We start from the raw sequence: 18,981 nt of genomic DNA, 5'->3' as shown, positions 1-18,981 counted from the left end.
AGCGACGCCCCCCCGCCCGGCTACGGCCGGACGGGGGGCTTCTTGCCGTTGGCGCGGTTACGCCGCGGCGGTCAGCTCGCGGGCCCGCTCGTTGAAGTCGGCGACCAGCCGATCAGTTCCGAAGGGCTGCATCCGCCGCTGTAGATCCTGCACAGCCTCTACGGCGCGCGACGACTTGACCTGTTTGGCCAGCGACAGCGTGCGCATACCGGCCGCGTACGCCGATTCGAGGTCTTTGCGTTGCAAATAAGAAACAGACAAGGCCGCCTGTGACATCGCTCCGCGCCGGGCCCGCCGCTGCTTCTTGGCGTGGTCGATGGAGCGGCGCGCGTGCTCCTCCGCCGCCGAGGAGTCGCCCAGGTCCCGGAAGGTGTTCGCGTGCTCGCCGTGCAGGTACGCAGGGTCGATGAACTCGGCCCACGCCTGTTCGCTCTCCTCCCGCACGACCTCGTAAGCCTTCTCGGACTGCACGACCGCGTGTGCGGCGGCCACCTTCTCGCCGAGCTGCGCGAGCGCGCGCGCCTCCAGACACCACAGGTCCGCGAGGCAGGCCGGAGACTGGGTCCGCGACAGTCCATGGCGCCCCGCCTGAGCGAGCCGCCGACCCTCGGCAGGGTCGCCGAGCAGCGTCGCTTGATCGGCCATGCCCGCGAGCACGTGGGCGCCGAGCGCCGGGTTGTGCGACTCCTCGGCGAGCCTGAGCGACTGAATCAAGTACCGCTGCGCGGTCCCTTGCTTTCCTGCGTCGTAGGACATCCAGCCGAGCAAGTACGTCTGCTCGGCCGCAGCACCACACAGCGCCCGCCGAACTTCGTCGGTGTGAGTCCGGCGCAACAGCGGATAAACGTGCTGAGTCATGTACTCGGCCAGCACCAGCCGACCGGACCCGCCGCCCTGGAAGATGTCCATCTGTTGGAACGTCTCGAACATGTTCTTCACGGCGGTCACATCTTCCAACCGCACGCGGGGGCCCGGTTCCGGCTCCTGGTCGAGGGTGTTCATCAACCAGTCGCGCGAGGGCCCTACACCAGCAACGGCCGCGAACGGTGCGGCTGAAAGGAACTTGCGTCGATCCACGTCAGCTCTCCCCAGGTCTGCGACGACTTCCACGGTAGCCGCGTACGAGGAGTTGTACACGAGCGCGGCATCCGCCCCGCCGCTTTCACCGAGCCCGAGATCGTACGTTGTGACCCGGAACCCGAAGTGATCCGAGAAGACCGCCGCGAGGATGTCGGGGAGCGGCGCACGCGGTCGCTCACCTTGGAGCCAGAACCGAACCCGCGTCGTACCCGGTGAAATGTGGGGCTGGTTCCACTGCGTCGCCTTGGATTTCACCCGCCGCGCCAGTTCTCCGCGGCTCATCCGAGACCGGTCTAGCCACTGTTCGAGCTTGTCGTTCGGCGCCTTCATGCTCACAACCTTCTACGACGGGGGGTAGTGGAAACGACACCCTTCGACACCCCCCTCGACGGTACCCGCATTTGCGCCCCGGCTGTTGCCTAGTTACACGAACCGAACCGGTACCGGGGAGGCCAGCAAATGACTGATGCGGAACGGGACGCCCGGACCAACTCGCAGGCACACACGGCAGCTCGGGCAGTCGGCGGCGCCGCCCCCTTACCGCGCCGCGCGCAAGGCGCGACCCTGCCCCACCGCGAGCAGGTCGTCGCGTGGTACCGCACCCCCGACAGCACGACGGACGCGCGCCCCGCCCCGCCGTGCGCGAGTAAGGCGGCCCGCACCACTAGCGGCAGTTCGCCCACGCCCCCTCGTCAGTCGGCCGAGCACGCGCATTCGTGCGCGGAGCCCTCGCCGGACGCGCGAGACAGGAGCGAGCACCCATGACCACCCCCAGCGGCACCCCGGCCCCTCAGCCTCCGACTACCTACCGCGTCGGCGTCTACGTGGTCGACACCGGGCGCGGGCGCGTCGGCCGCGTCATGGACAACACGGGCAGGTACCTCCAACTCCGCCCACCCGGCGGGGGTCGGGAATGGGACTGCCCACCCGTCCGCGCGCGCCTGGCCACCGAGAAGGAGCGCCGCAACGCGGGCGTCGTCGCACAAGACACCCCGAAGGGAACCGCCACATGATCCGCTGTCTGAAACGCCGCGTCATGACCACATGCGGTATCGCCGGTCCGGCCTTACTGCTCGGCGTCAGTGTCGGCATGGGCTTCGTCCTCGCTACCGCCTGGGCGAGCAGATAAAGACTCCCGCCGTGTCGGCGAGGCCAACGCATCCCCCGCGGCTCCCCCGCGGCGGCCCCGACACGGGCGGGAAGCCCCGGCCCAGGTGGCGTCAACCTGGGAACAGCGCGCCACCTGGGCCGGGCACCTCAGTGCCACCCCATGGCGACCGAATCGGGCCAGGGTCGCACCCATCCACCCGTAAGAAGAGGACCATATGGCCAAGGGCAAAGGTAAGGGCAAGGACACCATCGCCGCCGCGCGCGCCGGGCTGAGCCGCGAACGCCCCAAGTCCGAAGGCGACCAAGGCAAGCTCGCGGATCGTCGCGTACGCACCCACACACCAGGCACCAAGGACAAGAAGGGGGACAAGTGACCATCCCTGCCGTTACCGCGATCCGCTCGGTTGAGCTGGAGATCACCGGCACGTGCAACGAACGCTGCCTCCACTGCTGCACCAGCAGCAGCCCGCAGGCGTCCCCCGGATCGATGACCCGCAAGGACTGGTCCCAGGTCATCGAGGACGTAGCCGCCCTCGGCATTCCGACCGTTCAGTTCATCGGCGGTGAACCGACCCTCTCTCCATACCTCCCCCGCTTCGTCGACCAGGCCCTCGCCGCCGGTCTCGCCGTCGAGGTGTACTCGAACCTCACGCACGTCCGGCCGTCCCTGTGGCGCACGTTCGATCAGACCGGGGTGAGCCTCGGTGTCTCCTACTACAGCGACGACCGGGCCCAGCACGAGACGATCACGCGCACTCGAAGCCTCGACCGCATCCGCGCCAACATCACCGAAGCCGTCCAGCGCGGCATCCCGATACGCGCGGGCATCGTCCGAGTGCTGGAGGGGCAGCGCGTCGAGCAGGCCGCGGCCGAACTGCGCCGGTTAGGCGTCGATCAGATCCGCATGGACCGCACCCGCAAAGTGGGACGCGCCGCCGACGCCCTCGCCGAGCCGAGCGTCGACGAGCTGTGCGGGCACTGCTTCCGGCACCGCGTCGCCGTCTCCCCCGACGGTGACGTGTACGGCTGCATCCTGAGCCGTTTCCTCCCTGCCGGGAACGTCCGCGAGACCCCGCTCGCCGACATCCTCACCAGCGACGCATGGGCCGAGATCGAAGCCACCATTCCCGCACCCCACGGGGCCTGCCCTCCGGACGATTCAGGCGACTGCGACCCCGCCAACACCGTCGCCTGCCCGCCTGCCTACGGCGTTGCCCCCGCCCTCAACCCCCGTGGAGTCCTCGCGTGATCTGGGAACGTAGAGCCGCCGAACTCGCCGACATCGTCACCACGCGCGGCTCACGCTGGCGCCGCCCCGTGGCTGCCACGCCCCGGCACCCGTTCGCACCGAACTGGTGGGACCGCACCGACACAGGCGAGGGGTGGGTACTGCGCCACGGCGCCGACGACGACCACATGTGGGCCGATGCCGCCTACAGCGACACGTCCCTCATCACACGCGTAGGTCCCCTCCACGCCGACCACGCCAAGCCCGATGATCAGCCCACCGGGCGCCCGACCTCCTCGGCCACGCTCCCGAGCCTCCTCGTCCGCATGGCCCAGCTCGCGCGCCTCGCTGACACAAGCGATCTGCTGGAAGTGGGGACCGGGTCCGGCTACGGCGCCGCGCTTGCTGCCCACCGGCTCGGCAGCGGGCGCGTGACGAGCGTGGATGTCGACCCGTACCTCGTCGACGCGGCCCGCGCCCGGCTGGACGCGATCGGTCTTCACCCCACCCTTGAAGCCGTCGACGCCACCAGCTCACTCCCCGGCACCTTCGACCGGATCATCGCCACCGTGTCCGTGCGTCCCGTGCCTGCCTGCTGGCTGGCCGCCCTGCGCACCGGGGGCCGACTCGTCACCACCCTCACCGGAACCTCTCTGCTGGTCACCGCCGACAAGCGGGAGGACGGTAGCGCGGTCGGACGCGTCGAATGGGAGCGGGCCGGGTTCATGCCGACCCGCCACGGCGAGGACTACCCGCCCGGCCTCGCCGCCCAGCTCGCCTCTGCCCGCGAGCGCGACGACGGCGAGGTGATGACCGGGCCGTACCCCGTCGTCGACGTGGCCAACGCGTGGGACTTGTCTTCCATGCTCGACTTGAGCGCGCCCGGGATCGAGCACGAGTACCACGAGGAAGGCGACACCCGGATCGCGGTCATGGCGCACGCCGACGGCTCATGGGCACGCGCCGTCGGCAACGGGAGCGAGCGGCCGACCGTGCACCAGGGCGGCCCGCGCCCGCTGTGGGACTTGCTCGACGACATCCGCGGATACTGGCTCACCAACGGCGAGCTACCCGTACGCGGGGCACGGGTGCACATCTCCCCAGACGGAACAATGATCCTCGCCCGCGGGAAGTGGCGCACCAAGCTGAGCTGATCAAGACCCGCTGAGTACGACAGCGCCCCCGGCAGTCGGACTGCCGGGGGCGCTGCTTGCGCGTTGTTGCAGGTCACACCGCGAGTGTTTTAGCCATGCTGTTCCACATGAGGGTTCCGACGCGGTCGTCGCGGGCGACGCCGAGTTCGTCGCGCAGTGCGTGCGCGAGCTGGGCCGCGCGGTCGCCGATCTCCGCGAACGAGCGCCGGTGCGGGCCCGGGGCGCCTTCGCCGGTCCAGGTCGTGACCTGCGAGCGGCCGTGGACCGTCGAGCCGTGGCGCAGGATGCGCGAGATGGTCAGCGGTACGTCCTGCATCGTGCTCAGCACCGGGGCCTCCCGAGGTATGCGGATGCGGAGGGCTCGTTACTGATGCGTAACGAGCCCATCTGCCGGAAGCCTGCCACCGACCGCCCGGTATGTCACGGGGTTGACACCCCCTGAACGTCCCCTCTTGAACAACCCTCCCCTTCACAGGGGGCGCTCTGCCGGTGCCCCTTGGGCTTTCGTGCGCGGCTGCGGACCGGCGGGTGGGTTGTGCCCACCCGTCCCGCGCGACACCCCCGTGAAGCGGCAACCCACCGTTCCCTTCCGCACCCCGCGAAGGGGACGTCAGGCCGCTGTCAGGTGGTCGTCCGTGAGGGTGTCGGAGGCCAGTTGGGGGTCCTCGCGGAGCTTCGCCAGTGCGCGCGACACCGCGCTCTTCACCGTCCCCACGGACACACCGAGCACCGCGGCCGTCTGCACCTCGCTCAGATCCTCGTAATAGCGCAGCACCACCATCGCCCGCTGCCGAGCTGGAAGCTTCAGCACAGCGCGCCACATCGCGTCCCGCAGCGCCTGCTGTTCCGCCGGGTCGGGGCCGGGCAGCGGTTCGGGCTCGGGCAGTTCCTCGCAGGAGAACTCGTCGACCCTGCGCTTGCGCCACTGCGACGTACGCGTGTTGAGCAGTGCGCGCCGCACATAGCCGTCCAGCGCGCGGTGGTCCGCTATCCGCTCCCACGCCAGGTACGTCTTGGTGAGCGCGGTCTGGAGCAGGTCTTCCGCGTCGCGCGGGTCGGCCGTGAGCGAGCGGGCGGTGCGCAGCAGCACCGGCCCGCGCGCCCGCACGTACGACGTGAACGTCAGAGGCGTCACGGTCGACGAGGTGGTCCGGGCGGTCCGGACAGTCCCAGGCGTGGTCATGGCTCAACGCTAGAAGCGGGGGCGCCCTCCGGGGATCGCCCGGAGGTCCCGATGGCGCCTCCGCCTCTGGGCGTACGGCGGCCTCCGCCTACACCTCCTGAAGGTGGAGACCGTACGGCTCAGGCATCAGGGTGCGTCAGGGATCACCCCTGCCTCATTCCACGATGGCCACCGGCGCGTCGACGAGGTTGCGGTCGATGTGCAGCGTCCGGCCGCCGTGCTTGCGCTTCACGTTGCCCTCGAACTGGTGGATGCGACGGTGCGGCTGCCACGCCTCACGGTTCATCCGGGACTCGCCGTCCACCGAGGCCGGTACGTTCCAGCGCGCGAACCACATCGCGGCGGGCAGGTCGCCGTGCCCGGCGGCGCGGGCCTGTTCGAGGTGGGCGATCCCGGAGTTCGCGCTGCTGTAGAAGCCGGGCAGATAGCCCGCGCCGCTCACCGCGCGGTTCCATCCCTTGATGAAGCGCAGGGTGGTGTCGGCGCAGCGTGTGTTGCCCCGGTCGTACGCCTCCATGTCGAGGTAGAGGGCGCTGCGGGGCTTCATCCCGAGGGCCTGGGCCTTGCTGACCGCGTCCTGGCCCTCCTTCGCGCCGCGCGCGTAGGGCTCGTGGTGGCTCATGGCCGCCTTGCGCTTGTGCTTGGAGCCGACGCAGGGGGCCTGTGAGCCGACGTACGTCGGGATGAGGTTCCAGCCCATGCGGCTGACCTGCTCCACCCATGCCCTGGTGAGGTTCGGCTGCGAGCAGCCCCGGCCGTGGCCGCCGAAGTAGATGCCCACGGCGCGGTACGGGGAGGACTGCCGCCAGGCGTTCATGGTGGCGACCGAGGGTGCCTGGCAGGTGTCGAAGCCCTGGCCCTCGAAGACGCGGGCGCCCATGGCGCGGGGGTCGCCGGTCGTGCCCTGGGTGGCTGGGCGGTGCGCTCTGCCCAGCGCGGCGTCGGCCGCGTCCGTACGGGCGACGCTCCCCGCGGCGGTTCCGGCGCCGTTGCGGGGCGCGGTGAGGCCGTCGGCGGCCGGTCCGGTTCCCTGGCCCTGACCCGGCACGCTCTGGGGCTGGCCCAGCACGCCCTGGCCCTGACCCGGTACACCTTGGCCCTGGCCCTGACCGGGCACGCCCTGGGGCTGGCCCAGACCCGGCATGCCGCCCTGCGACTGGCCCGGCAAGCCCGGGGGCAGGCCCTGCCCGGCGGACCCCTGGGGCCCCGGGGAGGCCGCGGAACCCGGGGAGACCGGGGAACCCGGGGCGCCCGGGTAGGAGCCGGTTACGGGATCTGGCCCCACGCCCTGGTCACCGTCGGACGGAGCGGCGACGGGAGCGGTGGACGCCGCCGGTGCGACTCCCGCGGCGAACAGCGAGGCAAGCGTCGCCACCAGGACAACCAACCGTCGGATGATGTGATTTTTCTGGCGCATAGGGCGAGTGAAGAAGCTGCCCCGCGCTCCGTGGCTCAGGCTCGCCCTGCGCCGCGCCGGATTCAGCCGTCTGCCACGCCCCGGCGCGCCCGAAGGCTACGGAAGCCACCCGTACGGCGCAGTCCCGTACGGCACAGCCGCCACGCTCAGCCGTCCGCCGTGAGGACGAGCCCCGACGTCGGCACGCCCGTCCCCGCCGTCACCAGCGCGCGGCTCGCGCCCTCGACCTGGTTGACCGACGTGCCGCGGATCTGGCGCACGGCCTCGGCGATGCCGTTCATGCCGTGCAGATACGCCTCCCCCAGTTGCCCGCCGTGCGTGTTGAGCGGCAGCGCCCCCGCGGCGGTGAAGTCGGCGCCCTCGCCGGGCGCGCAGAAGCCGAACTCCTCCAGCTGCATCAGCACGAAGGGCGTGAAGTGGTCGTAGAGGATGCCCACGTCCATGTCGGCGGGCCCGAGCCCGCTGCCGCGCCAGAGCTGGCGGGCGACGACACCCATCTCCGGGAGCCCGGTCAGCCCGTCGCGGTAGAAGCTGGTCATCTGCTCCTGCCGCCGCGCCGCGCCCTGTGCCGCCGCCGCGATCACGGCGGGCGCGGCGCGCAGGTCCCTGGCCCGCTCGGGCGTGGTGACGACGACGGCCTGGCCGCCGTCGGTCTCCTGGCAGCAGTCGAGCAGCCGCAGCGGTTCGACGATCCAGCGCGAGGCGGCGTGGTCGGCGAGGGTGATGGGCTTGCCGTGGAAGTAGGCGGCCGGGTTGGCGGCGGCGTAGCGGCGGTCCGTCACGGCCACGTGCCCGAACGCCTCCGGGGTCAGGCCGTACGTGTGGAGGTAGCGCTGGGCCGCCATCGCCACCCACGAGGCGGGGGTCAGCAGCCCGGACGGCAGGTTCCAGCCGAGCGCGGCGCCCTCGGCCGACGCCTCGCGGTGCTGGACGCCGGAGCCGAAGCGGCGGCCCGAGCGCTCGTTGAACGCGCGGTAGCAGACGACGACCTCGGCGACGCCCGAGGCGACAGCGAGCGCCGCCTGCTGGACGGTGGCGCAGGCCGCGCCGCCGCCGTAGTGGACCCGCGAGAAGAAGGTCAGCTCGCCGATGCCCGCTGCCTGGGCGACCGTGATCTCGGGGCTGGTGTCCATGGTGAAGGTGACCATGCCGTCGACGTCGCCCGGCGCGAGTCCGGCGTCGTCGAGTGCCGCGCGTACGGCCTCGACGGCGAGCTTCAGCTCGCTGCGGCCCGAGTCCTTGGAGAACTCGGTGGCGCCGATGCCCGCGATCGCCGCGCGTCCGCCGAGGGTGTCCGGTGCGCTCCGGCTCATGCCGGGCTCACCGCCCCGTCGCCGACGGTGACCGTGACGGTGCCCGTGACGTGGGGGCCGAGCCGGTTTCTGCCGGTGACCGCGATCTCGACGGTGCCGGTGCCTCCGGTGTCGCCGGTGTCTCCGGTGTCTCCGGCTCCACCGTCCATGCCGCTGTTCACGCCGGTGACCTCGCCGGTCAGTTCCATCTCGTCGCCGGGGTAGTTGGGCACGCCGAGCCGGATGGCGACCTTGCGCAGCCGGGCGCGGGGGCCCGCCCATTCGGTGACGTAGCGGCCGACCAGCCCGTTCGTCGTGAGGATGTTCATGAAGATGTCCGGCGAGCCCTTCTCGCGCGCGGCCTCGGCGTCGTGGTGCACGTCCTGGAAGTCCCGCGAGGCGACGGCCCCGGAGACGATCAGGGTGCGGGTGACGGGGATACGGAGCGGAGGCAGCGCGTCCCCTACGCGTATGCGTACGCGGGGCGAGTGCTGGTCCCGGTGCTGGTTCTGATGCGTCACATGTCCTCCGTAACGGTCTCCGACGCGATCGACCGGCCCAGTTCGGCGAGCAGTTCCGGGGGCGACCCGAGATACGCGTCGAGCTGCCGCCCCCACAGGAAGTGCCGGTGCACGGGGTGTTCGACGTCGGCGCCGACGCCCCCGTGCAGATGCTGGCCCGTGTGCACGACGCGCCGCCCCGCCTCGGCGGCCCACCACGCGGCGGTCAGCGCGTGCGTCTGTGCCGTCAGCCCCTCGTCCCTGCGCCAGGCGGCCTCGTAGGTGGTGAGCCGGATCGCCTCGACGTCCATATACGCGTCGGCGGCGCGCAGTTGCACGGCCTGCTTCGTCGCGAGGGGCCGCCCGAACTGTTCGCGCTCCGAGACGTACGCGACGGCCCGCGCCAGCGAACCCGCGCAGACCCCGGCCTGGAGCGCGGCGAAGGCGGTACGGGCGAGGGCGAGCGTGTCGGCGTACGGGCCGGAGTGCGGGGGAGGGGGCACGTCCGGGCCGCGTGGCCCGAGGGGTTCGGCCGGGGAGTCCGCCAGGGTGAGGCGGCCCGCGCGCCAGGGCGCGGTCGTGTCGACGGGCTCGACGGCGCCCGCGTCGCCGAGGTCATCGGCGTCGAGGAGATACAGCCCGGTTCCACCGCCCTCCGCAGCCGCCGGGACGAGGACGTGCGTGGCGTCCTGGAGCCACGGCACGAGGGGAACGACGCCGGTCAGCGTGCCGTCGGCGCCCGCCCGTACGCCCCCGGACGCGCCGCGCGGGAACGCGCCCGCGACCACCGCAGCACCGGCACGGAGCGCGGGCAGCAGCCTGGCGCGCTGTGCGTCGCTGCCGTGCCTGGCGACCGGCAGCAGCCCGAAGGCGCAGCTCGCGGCGAAGGGGACCTGAGCCGTCGTCCGCCCCTGCTCCTCCAGCATCAGCGCGAGCCCCAGCAGCCCCGTCTCCTCGACGGCCTCCGGCAGACCGGCGGCGCACAGGGCCTTCCACAGCTCCGCGTCCGTTGCCGTGCCCAGCGAGGCGAGCCGCTCGGGCGTCGAGAGCCCGGCGAAGATGTCGGCGGCCAGATCGCGGGCCGCGCACTGCTCCTCGGACGGCGTGAAGTCCATCAGCCCTCCCCTTCCGCTTCCTCTTCCTCTTCCTCGCGGACCCGGAAGAAGGGGAGTTCCAGCTCCTCGTCGACGCGCCGGAACTCCAGCTCGGCCGCCATCCCGATCCGCACCTTGTCGTACGGCACCCCCGTCACCCCGCCGAGCACGCGCACCCCCTCCACCAGCTCCACGAGGGCGACCGCGTACGGCGGGTCGAAGGCGGGGAAGGGCGGGTGGTGCATCACGACGTACGAGAAGACCGTGCCCCTGCCCGACGCCTCCACCGTCGACCAGTCCTGCGAGCCGCAGGCGTTGCAGCCGGGGAGCCAGGGGAAGCGGAGGGCCGCGCAGGCGTCGCAGCGCTGGATGAGGAGCTGGTGGCGGGCGACACCCTCCCAGAAACCGGCGTTGTCCCGGTTCACGACCGGGCGCGGACGCCGCGCCTCCGCCTTCTTTTCCGGCTTCGCCGAAGTCCGCTTCGCCGGGGCGTACTTGAGGATGCGGAACCGGTGGGTGCCCGCCGGTTCGCCGTCGGCGCGGATGTCCATGCGGGTCGTCACGAAGTAGCCGGTGCCGAGCTTGGTGGTCTTACGGGGCGAGACGGACTCGATGACGGCGTCGAAGGTGACCTCCTCACCGGGGCGCAGAGGCCGCGCGTACTCCTGCTCGCAGTCGGTCGCGACGACCGAGGTGCAGCCCGCCTCGTCCAGCGTGCGCAGCAGCTCGTCGTACGGGCCGGAACGCTCTTCTCCCCCGGAGAGACCGGCCATCGTCCAGACCTGGAGCATGGTCGCGGGCGCCGACCCGTCGGGCGGTACGGGGTGGCCCGTCGCCTCGCACCAGTGCCGGATCATGGGCGCGTTGACGGGGTCCCCGCCCTGGCCGCCGACGGCCGCCGGGCTGCCCTCGTACGCGCGCAGCCGCGCGTACAGCGGGTCCGGAGGCTCCGGCCGGCCCTCGTCGGCGACGGCGCCCTCCGTCGACGGCTCCTCTGCGCGAGCGCTCACCGCTTCCCCCTCCGCATCCCGAGCCGCGCCGTCGCGACGATCTCGCGCTGGACCTCGCTGACGCCGCCGCCGAAGGTGTTGATCTGCGCGGCCCTGTTCATGCGCTCCAGCTCGCCGTCGTCCAGCGCTCCAGGCGACCCCGCCCGGATCAGCCCGGCGTCACCCGCCACCTCCTGGCACAGGGCGTAGACGGCGACGGTGCTCTCCGTACCGGCGAACTTCACGCCGCTCGCGTCGCCGGGGCGCAGCGTGCCCGCGCCCACGTCGCCGACGAGCCGCCAGTTGAGCAGCCGCGTCGCGGCGAGCCGCGCGTGTGCCTCGGCCAGCCGCGTCTGTACCCACGGCTCGTGCACCGCGCCCGTCTCCCGCGCGTGGGCCACCGTGCGCGCGTAGTGGTCCTCGGCCTGCATGCCGAGTGCGGCGAGGGCGACGCGCTCATGGTTGAGCTGGTTGGTGATGAGGCTCCAGCCCTGGTTCTCCTCGCCGACGAGGTGGTCGGCGGGGACGCGGACGCCGTCGTAGTACGTCGCCGTCGTCGTCAGCCCGCCCACGGTCTCGATCGGGGTCCAGGAGAAGCCGGGCGCGTCCGTGGGCACGAGGATCAGCGAGATCCCCTCGTGCTTCGGCGCCTCGGGGTCGGTGCGGCAGGCGAGCCAGATCCAGTCCGCGTGCTGCGCGTTGCTGGTGAAGACCTTGCCGCCGTCGATGCGCCAGCCGCCGCCCGTGCCGTCGCCATCGCCGTCGTCCACGCGGACGGCGCGCGTGCGCAGCGAGGCGAGGTCGGTGCCCGCGCCCGGCTCGGTGTAGCCGATCGCGAAGACCGCGTCGCCGCTGAGGATGCGGGGCAGGAAGCGGGCCTTCTGCTCCTCGGTCCCGTACCGCATGAGCGTCGGCCCGACGGTGTTGAGCGTGACCATGGAGACAGGGGCGCCCGCGCGGTGCGCCTCGTCGAAGAAGACGAACTGCTCGTCGGCGCCGCGCCCTTGGCCCCCGTACTCCCGCGGCCAGCCGATGCCCAGCAGCCCGTCGGCGCCGATGCGGCGCAGCAGGCGCCGCTGGAGATCCGGGTCGCCGGGGAGCGCGGCGCGGACGTCCGGCGGTAGTAGCTCGCGGAAGTAGGAGCGCAGCCGCGCGCGCAGGCCCGACTGCCGCTCGGTGGGAGCGAGATGCATTTTCTGACTGTCCGTCAGATTGCTGTGCGCTGTCAATACGCGGGATCACGGGGCCAAGGGGTCCGGGGTCCGGGGTCCGGGGTCCGGGGTCCGGGGTCCGGGGTCCGGGGTCGGGGGTCGGGGGCGAGGCCGGGGCCAAGGTCCGGGCGCACACGAGTGCGCGCCCGCGCCTGGTCCGTACGTTCCACACGTACGGGCCATGACGCGGGCGCGCGACCTCAACCCTGCCCCATGAACGCCTGGCTCCTACAAGGAGCCACTAGTCAGCCGTTGCCTGGCTCACCACCACACATTCGTGAAGGTGACGTTGGTGCTGGTGTTGTCCTGGTCGACGACGTTGCCGTTGCCGTTGACATTGGCGTTGTTGGCCTGGTTCGTGTTGGCGCCGTTGCCCTGCGCACCCTGGGTGTTGGCGATCGAGTTCGATCCGTTGCCCGCGATCGAGCCGGTGTCGGCAGTTGCCGCTCCCGCGGCCCCGCTCATGAGGGCGAAGGCCAGCGGCACAGAAGCAGCAGCGGCAACGAAGCGGGCGGTACGGATGCGTGCCATGTTCATTCCTCCGGAACCATTAAGTCCTGTGGTCTGCAAGGCAGTTGGCCCTCCGCCTCGCAGTCTCGCTACGACGTCGCGGAACCAGAGTTGCCCACCGAACCCCCGGCGAACCAGCACGAGACGGCGGTTTCGCTCGCAAGCGTGACGATCTGTCGATAAACCCGCCCCACCACCCCAGACCCCCAGCTCACGCCCTTTCCGCGCCGCACGGGCCTTGCGGCGCAAGAGAGTAAGCGTTCCGGCAGATTTTCAGCCAAACTCATTTCTCCCGCCCCACGGCGCGTTCCGGCCGCCCTGGCCACTTCCGGATGCCGAACTTCCGTACGAAACTGCCCTTATGGGCACTCCCGTACTGGCCCACGCCCTCGCCGCGGCATCCCGCGGTCTCGCCGTCATTCCCCTCTCGCGCGCCAAGCTGCCCGCGCTGCGCTCGCCGCACCGGCCGGACGGGCATGGCGCCCCTGCCGACGTCGGCGTCGATGCCGGTGCTGGTTCCGGTTCCGATTCCGGTGCCGGTGCTGGTGCCGGTGCCGACGCGGAGGAGCGGCGGTTTCCCTGCCAGGGCGAGTGCGGGCTGCCGGGGCACGGCGTGTACGACGCCAGCACCGACCCCGACACCATCCGCGCCCTGTTCGCCGCCGCGCCCTGGGCCACCGGCTACGGCATCGCGTGCGGACGCCCGCCCCTGTACCTCATCGGCCTCGACCTCGACGTCAAGCACGGCACCGACCCCCTCGCGGCCCTGGACCGGCTGACCGAGACCCACGGGTTCACCGTCCCGGAGACCACGACGGTGCTCACGCCCAGCGGCGGCCGGCACCTGTGGCTGCGCGGCTCGGCCGGCGCTACGGTGCCGAACTCGGCGGGGCGCGTGGCGCCGGGTATCGACGTACGAGGGCTCGGCGGGTACCTCGTCGGGCCCGGCTCGGTGACGGTACGCGGTACGTACCGGCTGGCCCCCGGCTCCCTCACCCGGGCCCCCGCACCGGCACCGCCCGCGCTGCTGGACCTGCTCGCTCCCCCACCGCCCGCCGCGCGCCCGCCCCGCACCACGCACGACGTCGGCGACACGGCTCTGGTCCACTTCGTGCGTGGCGCGGCGGTGGGCCAGCGCAACGCGCGCCTCTTCTGGGCCGCCTGCCGCGCCTACGAGTCGGGGCGCGGCGACGCGCTCTCGGCCGCCTTGACCGAGGCGGCCGTCGCGACGGGCCTGCCCGAACGTGAGGCCCTCGCGACGATCGCCTCCGCGTCACGCCGCGCGGCGCGGTTCACGTCGAGCCCGTGACGGGGCTCCGGGGTTCGGGGGTGGGGGCGAGGTCGGGGGCGGACCCGGAGCTGACGCCGGAACCGGAACCGGAGCCAGCGTCGGCCCCCGTCACGGGACCGGAACCGGGGGCGGTGTCGCGTCGGCCCGTACGGATCGCGCCGATACCGGCGATGACGACGCACACGACGCCGACCGCGGAGGCCGCACCCGGCACCTGACCCAGCGCGACGAGGCCGACGGCGAGGGCGATGGCCGGTTCCAGGCTCATCAGGGTGCCGAAGGCGGTGGTCGTCAGCCCGCGAAGGGCGAGGAACTCCAGGCTGAACGGGAGCACGGGGTGGAGCACGGCCAGCCCCAGCCCGGTGAGGATCAACGGCCAGGTCAGCGCCCCTGCCAGCTCGCCCGGCCCGGCCACGAACGTGGCGACCAGCGCCGCCACGGGCATCGAGACCGCCAGTCCCTTCAGCCCGGTCACCTGGTCGCCGACGCGCTGGGTCAGCAGGATGTACCCCGCCCAGCAGGCCGCGGCGGCGAGCGCGAACCCGACGCCCACGGGGTCGATGCCCCCGTGCCACGGCTCGGTGAGCAGCACCACCCCGACGGCGGCCAGCAGCGCCCACGCCCTGCGCCCGCGTCCACGCCCGCGTCCGCCCCCCGCACCGAGCATGGAGACGGCCAGCGGCCCCAGGAACTCCAGCGCGCTCGCCGTCCCCAGCGGAATACGGGCCACCGCGAGCATGAACAGCAGCATCAGCCCGCCCGTCACCACGCCGAGTGCCACGCACGCCAGCAGCCCGCGACGGGTGAAAGCGGAGGGCCCGGGCCGCACCAGTACCAGCAGCAGCACACCGGCCCACGCGAGGCGCAGCCACGCGGCGCCCAGCGGACCGAGCTGGTCGAAGAGCTGCACCGAGACGGCGAGCCCGAGCTGGATGCACGCCATGGACGCGACGGCCATGAGGGCGCCGCTGCCGGGCCCGGACGAGGCGAAGACGGGACGAGGCCCCGAGGCCAGAGGTTCGGATCCCGGGGGAGGGGAGGAGGACGAGGTCATGGCCCCGAGTAGACGATCTGCGAACCGTCCCTGTCCACGTGCCGATCGTGGACGGTCCGTCCATGATTGCTTAACAATGAGGGGATGGAAACGCGCCGTCTGGAGCTGCTGGCCGAACTGTCCCGGCTCGGCTCGATGCGTGCCGTCGCCGATGTGCTCCGCACCACCACGTCGACGGTCTCCCAGCAGCTCGCCGCCCTGTCCCGCGAGACGGGCACGGCGCTGACGGAGCCCGACGGGCGCGGGGTGCGGCTGACGCCCGCGGGCCGTCGGCTGGCCGAGCACGCGGTGACGATCCTGGCGGCGGTCGAGGCCGCCCGCCTCGACCTCGGCCCCGGCGCGGAGCCCAACGGCACGCTGCGGATCGCCGGGTTCAGCACGGCCATCCGTACGCATCTGCTGCCCGTCGTCGCCGAGCTGGCGGTGAGCCATCCGCAGGTGCGGGTCCTCATCCGCGAGCACGAGCCCCCCGAGGCGCTCGCTGTGCTGGCCGCCGACGAGGCGGACCTCGCGCTCACCTACGACTACAACCTCGCGCCCGCGCCCGCCGACGCCACCGTGAAGTCGACGCCGCTGTGGACGGCGGCATGGGGCCTGGGCGTCCCCGCGCACACGCCGTCTCCGTCACCGTCGCCGTCTCCGTCGGAGAGCGCGGTGGACGTCTTCGCCCGCTTCCGCGCACAGGACTGGATCGTCAACTCCCGCAACACGGCGGACGAGACCGTGGTCCGCACGATCGCGTCCATGGCCGGGTTCGACCCCCGTGTGACGCACCGGGCCGACAGCCTCGACCTGGTCCAGGACATGATCGCCGCTGGCCTCGGCGTCGGCCTCCTCCCCACCGACCACACGGACCGCGCGCCGTCCCCCAACGTCCGCCTCCTCCCCCTGACCGCCCCGCACGTCGAACTGCGCGCCTACGCCGTCACCCGCCACGGCCGCCTCGACTGGCCGCCCCTCGCCCTGGTCACGACCCGCCTCACGCCCGGGTGACGGGCTCGTCTGGATCGGCCCAGGGCGCTGACGGTGTGCCGTCGGGTTCCAGCCCGTACGGCCACAGCCTCCGCCACTTGCCCTCCGCCGGAGCACCGGTGTGCAGCGCGGCCCGGAGATCGGCCGAGTAGAGGTCCCCGGCGTCGGCGGCCCGGAGCGCGAGTCCGGCGGCGCCTTCCTCGTCCCCGTTCTCCTCGCACCGTCGGATGAGCCAGCTCAGCGACGAGATGTCACCGGCGCGCGCGGCCTCGTGAAGGAACCCCAGCGCGCGCTCCCCGCCCCCGGACGTCGGCCACAGTTCGACGATCCGGGCCAGGGCCCGCGCCTCCCCGGTGTCGGCCGCCTCCCACAGGCACCGCTCGGCACCCTCCTCGTCGCCAGCCGCCACGCGCATGTCCGCGAGTTCGACGAGCGCCTGGGCCTCCCCGGCCTCGGCCGCCTCCCGCAGACACCGCTCCGCGCCCTCCGCGTCCCCCGCCTCCGCGTACAGTTCGGCGACCCGGAGCAGAGCATGTGCGGCACCGGCGTCGGCGACCCGGCGCAGATAACGCTCCGCGCCCGCCATGTCGCCCGCGTCGACGCGCGTCTCCGCGAGCCCGATGAGGCCGTAGCAGGGATCGGGGTCCTCCACCCGCCGGAGGTACCGCTCCGCGCCCTCCGTGTCCCCCGCTGTCACACACAGGTCGGCGAGACTGATCAGCGCGTGACTGTCACCGGCCTCGGCGGCCTCCCGCAGATACCGTTTCCGTCCCGCCTCGTCACCGGCTTCGGCGCGGAGGTCGGCGAGCCACAACAGCGGCGCAATGCCACCGATCTGACGGGCGACCACCTCCGCTCCCGCCTCGTCCCCCGCCGCCGCGTGCATCTCGGCGAGCCGCATCAGCGCCACGAGGTCCCGGCCGCTGATCGCCTCGCGCAGGTAACGGAAGGCGGTGCGCCTGTCCCCCTGCTCCCCGTGCAGATCGGCGAGCCGGGTCCACGCCCGGCTGTCACCGGCCTCGGCCGCCTCCCGCAGGAGCCGGCGCACGGCCTGCTCGCCCCCGTCCTCCGCGTCCGCCCCACCTACCCCACCCGCCCCACTCTCCGCGTCCTCCGCGTACAGGTCGGCGAGCTGGATCATGGCCCGCGTATCGCCGGAGTCCGCGGCCCGTCGCAGTGCCCGTACCGCCCCCGTCCTGTCTCCCACCCTCAAGCGCAGATCGGCGAGCCGCATGAGGGGCGGGGTCTCGTCGGTCCGCCGGGCCACCTGGTACCAGAGCCGCTCGGCACACCGGATACGGAGGCGGTCCCCTGCGGCCTCCGCGAGACGTGTGAGGTCCTCGGGACGCGTGAGATGCCGTACGGCGGCCTCCCAGAAGGACGCCGGGGGACAGAACCGGCGGCGTACGGCGTGCCCGTGCTGTTCGAGGTAGTCGGCCAGCCGGTACGTCGACGGCCCGCCGTCACACATCGACGGGGCGGCAGCGCCCTGTCCGACGGATCGCGGGCGTATCCCACGCAGGGGTGCGACGTTGCCGTGCACGGCCTCCGTCATCTCGGCGAGCGCCCGCGCCAGCCAGTCGGCGGTGAGGGTGTCGTACTCGTCGTCGCTGAGATAGTCCGTCGCCGCGTCCTCCAGGAACCGGACGGGCAGGTGCAGTCCGACCCCGAGACGGCGCGCGTCCATCGCCGCGTGCAGGAGGGCGCGGGCTGGCGGGGAGGCGGAGTCGTAGCGGCGCAGCAACTCGGGCGCCCCGGCCAGGAACTGCGTCAGCCGACCGTCGCGCACATGCTCCAGCGCGTGGGCGAGCTGGCGGTCGCCGTCGGTCGCCAGCGCGTGCGCTTCCGTGGTGGCGGACGCGTCGAAACTGTCGGGCAGCGCGATCAGCCGCCCGGCCAGCACCTCCCTCACCTGCGAGAACTGGTCGGGCGCGCCGGGCCTGGGCAACTTGCTGAACTCGGCGGCGTACGCGGGCCACAGCGTGCCCAGTACCAGCACCGGGGCCCGGCGCGCGTCGGCGAGCAGCGTACGGAGGGCCGCCGCGATACGTTCCCCGACGCCCGCGTCGGCCCCGAGATAGTGCTGCGCCTCGTTCAGCCACACGACGGTGCGCGGACCGACGCGTTCCAGGTCGGCGAGGGCTGCTGCGGCGCGGGTGGGGTCGAACGGGTGCCACAGCCGCCAGCCGCGTCGGGCGAGCGACTGCACAGCCTCCCAGCAGGCGCGGGTCTTGCCCGTCGACGAGGACCCGACGAGCACCGCCAACTGGCTGCGCCCCTCCGCTGCCGCCGCGACGAACCGGGCGAGTTCCGCGTCGTGCGGCCTCGGCACGTAGGCGGGCAGCGCGACACCGACACGCGCTCCCCGCGTCCCAGGCGCGAAGCCTGTACCGCCCGGGGTCCCCGAGGCCCCCGGGGCCTCCATAGCGGGGTGAACCTCCAGGTCGTGGGGGTCCCAGTCGGCGATCGGCCGCCCCGGGCCCGCCGCGCCGCGCCCCTCGGCCGCGACGGAGAGGAGCTCCAGCAGCGGGTGGACGTCGAGCCCGAGAGCGCCCGCCAACGCGCCCACGGTCAGCGCGCTGGGCGCGGGCGCGGAGTGGCTCAGCGCCTGGCTGACGGTGGTGCGGCCCAGCGAGGCACGGCGCGCGAGTTCAGTCTGGTTCAGGCCCCGCGCGGCCCGGCCCCTCTCCAACCGGGCGCGCAGCTCGACGAGCGCGGCCACCGCCCCCGGTAACTCGTCCGTCCCCACACCCATCCGTCCCCCCCGCGGCACCGCGCCGTTCCGGTCCGACTGTTCACCGGTGCTCATCTTCGACCGCCCGCACCACGTCGAACACCGACTCCGCCAGATTCGGCCCCCAGACCACCACGCCCACCCACCGCGCCGAACGGGAAC

At 72.7% G+C, this 18,981-nt stretch carries 17 protein-coding genes and 1 pseudogene; 6 read left to right on the top strand and 12 right to left on the bottom strand.

Annotated elements, in window-relative coordinates; all coding sequences use genetic code 11:
• Nucleotides 1-57: 57 nt before the first annotated feature.
• Nucleotides 58-1,410, bottom strand: coding sequence for a transcriptional regulator (locus ACWGJ2_RS04180; protein ID WP_453344381.1), 1,353 nt, complete (start codon nt 1,408-1,410; stop codon nt 58-60).
• A gap of 431 nt (nt 1,411-1,841) precedes the next feature.
• Here ACWGJ2_RS04180 and ACWGJ2_RS04175 point away from each other — a divergent pair, with 431 nt between their 5' ends.
• The 4 genes from ACWGJ2_RS04175 (at nt 1,842) to ACWGJ2_RS04160 (ending at nt 4,572) form a co-directional block, all read left to right on the top strand.
• Nucleotides 1,842-2,093: a hypothetical protein gene (locus ACWGJ2_RS04175; RefSeq protein WP_453344380.1), complete on the top strand. Its 252-nt coding sequence runs from the start codon at nt 1,842-1,844 to the stop codon at nt 2,091-2,093.
• Between the two features lie 312 nt (nt 2,094-2,405).
• Complete coding sequence (locus ACWGJ2_RS04170; RefSeq protein ID WP_453344379.1) at nt 2,406-2,564, top strand: hypothetical protein; 159 nt, start codon at nt 2,406-2,408, stop codon at nt 2,562-2,564.
• Nucleotides 2,561-3,439 carry a radical SAM protein gene (locus tag ACWGJ2_RS04165; protein WP_453344378.1) on the top strand — a complete coding sequence of 293 codons (879 nt, stop codon included), beginning with the start codon at nt 2,561-2,563 and terminating at the stop codon, nt 3,437-3,439. Before ACWGJ2_RS04170 ends, ACWGJ2_RS04165 begins: the two co-directional genes overlap by 4 nt.
• Entirely contained in the window at nt 3,436-4,572 is a 1,137-nt protein-coding gene (locus ACWGJ2_RS04160; protein ID WP_453344377.1) for a methyltransferase domain-containing protein, read from the top strand. The genes ACWGJ2_RS04165 and ACWGJ2_RS04160 overlap by 4 nt, the downstream gene beginning before the upstream one ends.
• A 97-nt stretch (nt 4,573-4,669) precedes the next feature.
• On the opposite strand, the pseudogene ACWGJ2_RS04155 reads toward ACWGJ2_RS04160, so the two are convergent.
• The 9 genes and pseudogenes from ACWGJ2_RS04155 to ACWGJ2_RS04115 form a co-directional block, all read right to left on the bottom strand.
• A pseudogene (locus tag ACWGJ2_RS04155) lies at nt 4,670-4,900 on the bottom strand (fatty acid--CoA ligase); the annotation flags it as partial.
• Nucleotides 4,901-5,182: 282 nt separating this feature from the next.
• A complete protein-coding gene (locus tag ACWGJ2_RS04150; RefSeq protein WP_453344376.1) occupies nt 5,183-5,755 on the bottom strand; it encodes a SigE family RNA polymerase sigma factor in 573 nt (190 codons plus the stop codon).
• Nucleotides 5,756-5,909: 154 nt separating this feature from the next.
• Complete coding sequence (locus ACWGJ2_RS04145) at nt 5,910-7,172, bottom strand: glycoside hydrolase domain-containing protein (RefSeq protein WP_453344375.1); 1,263 nt, start codon at nt 7,170-7,172, stop codon at nt 5,910-5,912.
• 146 nt (nt 7,173-7,318) lie between these two features.
• The gene (locus ACWGJ2_RS04140) at nt 7,319-8,485 is read right to left on the bottom strand and encodes a lipid-transfer protein (RefSeq protein WP_453344374.1); all 1,167 of its coding nucleotides are present in this window, start codon (nt 8,483-8,485) and stop codon (nt 7,319-7,321) included.
• A complete protein-coding gene (locus ACWGJ2_RS04135) occupies nt 8,482-8,985 on the bottom strand; it encodes a MaoC family dehydratase (RefSeq protein ID WP_453344373.1) in 504 nt (167 codons plus the stop codon). The genes ACWGJ2_RS04140 and ACWGJ2_RS04135 overlap by 4 nt, the downstream gene beginning before the upstream one ends.
• Nucleotides 8,982-10,079: an acyl-CoA dehydrogenase family protein gene (locus ACWGJ2_RS04130; protein ID WP_453344372.1), complete on the bottom strand. Its 1,098-nt coding sequence runs from the start codon at nt 10,077-10,079 to the stop codon at nt 8,982-8,984. Before ACWGJ2_RS04130 ends, ACWGJ2_RS04135 begins: the two co-directional genes overlap by 4 nt.
• Complete coding sequence (locus ACWGJ2_RS04125; RefSeq protein ID WP_453344371.1) at nt 10,079-11,068, bottom strand: bifunctional MaoC family dehydratase N-terminal/OB-fold nucleic acid binding domain-containing protein; 990 nt, start codon at nt 11,066-11,068, stop codon at nt 10,079-10,081. The genes ACWGJ2_RS04130 and ACWGJ2_RS04125 overlap by 1 nt, the downstream gene beginning before the upstream one ends.
• Nucleotides 11,065-12,240 (bottom strand): acyl-CoA dehydrogenase family protein, encoded by a 1,176-nt coding sequence (locus tag ACWGJ2_RS04120; protein ID WP_453344370.1) that lies wholly within the window; start codon nt 12,238-12,240, stop codon nt 11,065-11,067. Before ACWGJ2_RS04120 ends, ACWGJ2_RS04125 begins: the two co-directional genes overlap by 4 nt.
• A 279-nt stretch (nt 12,241-12,519) precedes the next feature.
• Complete coding sequence (locus ACWGJ2_RS04115) at nt 12,520-12,789, bottom strand: hypothetical protein (RefSeq protein ID WP_453344369.1); 270 nt, start codon at nt 12,787-12,789, stop codon at nt 12,520-12,522.
• Nucleotides 12,790-13,129: 340 nt separating this feature from the next.
• Between ACWGJ2_RS04115 and ACWGJ2_RS04110 the strand changes: the two genes are divergently transcribed.
• Nucleotides 13,130-14,077, top strand: coding sequence for a bifunctional DNA primase/polymerase (locus tag ACWGJ2_RS04110; RefSeq protein WP_453344368.1), 948 nt, complete (start codon nt 13,130-13,132; stop codon nt 14,075-14,077).
• Here the strand turns inward: ACWGJ2_RS04110 and ACWGJ2_RS04105 are convergent.
• Nucleotides 14,061-15,113, bottom strand: coding sequence for an EamA family transporter (locus ACWGJ2_RS04105; RefSeq protein ID WP_453344367.1), 1,053 nt, complete (start codon nt 15,111-15,113; stop codon nt 14,061-14,063). The two genes, ACWGJ2_RS04110 and ACWGJ2_RS04105, sit on opposite strands and share 17 nt — an antisense overlap.
• Nucleotides 15,114-15,197: 84 nt before the next feature.
• Between ACWGJ2_RS04105 and ACWGJ2_RS04100 the strand changes: the two genes are divergently transcribed.
• Complete coding sequence (locus ACWGJ2_RS04100) at nt 15,198-16,106, top strand: LysR family transcriptional regulator (protein ID WP_453344366.1); 909 nt, start codon at nt 15,198-15,200, stop codon at nt 16,104-16,106.
• Here ACWGJ2_RS04100 and ACWGJ2_RS04095 read toward each other — a convergent pair.
• On the bottom strand, nt 16,093-18,840 hold the full coding sequence (locus ACWGJ2_RS04095) for a transcriptional regulator (RefSeq protein WP_453344365.1): 2,748 nt from the start codon (nt 18,838-18,840) through the stop codon (nt 16,093-16,095). The genes ACWGJ2_RS04100 and ACWGJ2_RS04095 overlap by 14 nt on opposite strands.
• Nucleotides 18,841-18,981 lie beyond the last annotated feature (141 nt).

The sequence above is a fragment of the Streptomyces sp. NPDC054796 genome, assembly GCF_053611545.1.
This window is presented reverse-complemented; position numbering and strand designations above follow the sequence as displayed.

What these genes read in the sequence shown, in the direction of transcription:
- ACWGJ2_RS04170 (WP_453344379.1), top strand. Translation starts at nt 2,406, where the DNA reads ATGGCCAAGGGCAAAGGTAAGGGCAAGGACACCATCGCCGCCGCGCGC.
- ACWGJ2_RS04105 (WP_453344367.1), bottom strand. Translation starts at nt 15,113, where the DNA reads ATGACCTCGTCCTCCTCCCCTCCCCCGGGATCCGAACCTCTGGCCTCG.
- ACWGJ2_RS04100 (WP_453344366.1), top strand. Translation starts at nt 15,198, where the DNA reads ATGGAAACGCGCCGTCTGGAGCTGCTGGCCGAACTGTCCCGGCTCGGC.
- ACWGJ2_RS04180 (WP_453344381.1), bottom strand. Translation starts at nt 1,410, where the DNA reads ATGAAGGCGCCGAACGACAAGCTCGAACAGTGGCTAGACCGGTCTCGG.
- ACWGJ2_RS04175 (WP_453344380.1), top strand. Translation starts at nt 1,842, where the DNA reads ATGACCACCCCCAGCGGCACCCCGGCCCCTCAGCCTCCGACTACCTAC.
- ACWGJ2_RS04115 (WP_453344369.1), bottom strand. Translation starts at nt 12,789, where the DNA reads ATGGCACGCATCCGTACCGCCCGCTTCGTTGCCGCTGCTGCTTCTGTG.
- ACWGJ2_RS04095 (WP_453344365.1), bottom strand. Translation starts at nt 18,840, where the DNA reads ATGGGTGTGGGGACGGACGAGTTACCGGGGGCGGTGGCCGCGCTCGTC.
- ACWGJ2_RS04140 (WP_453344374.1), bottom strand. Translation starts at nt 8,485, where the DNA reads ATGAGCCGGAGCGCACCGGACACCCTCGGCGGACGCGCGGCGATCGCG.
- ACWGJ2_RS04150 (WP_453344376.1), bottom strand. Translation starts at nt 5,755, where the DNA reads ATGACCACGCCTGGGACTGTCCGGACCGCCCGGACCACCTCGTCGACC.
- ACWGJ2_RS04130 (WP_453344372.1), bottom strand. Translation starts at nt 10,079, where the DNA reads ATGGACTTCACGCCGTCCGAGGAGCAGTGCGCGGCCCGCGATCTGGCC.
- ACWGJ2_RS04120 (WP_453344370.1), bottom strand. Translation starts at nt 12,240, where the DNA reads ATGCATCTCGCTCCCACCGAGCGGCAGTCGGGCCTGCGCGCGCGGCTG.
- ACWGJ2_RS04110 (WP_453344368.1), top strand. Translation starts at nt 13,130, where the DNA reads ATGGGCACTCCCGTACTGGCCCACGCCCTCGCCGCGGCATCCCGCGGT.
- ACWGJ2_RS04145 (WP_453344375.1), bottom strand. Translation starts at nt 7,172, where the DNA reads ATGCGCCAGAAAAATCACATCATCCGACGGTTGGTTGTCCTGGTGGCG.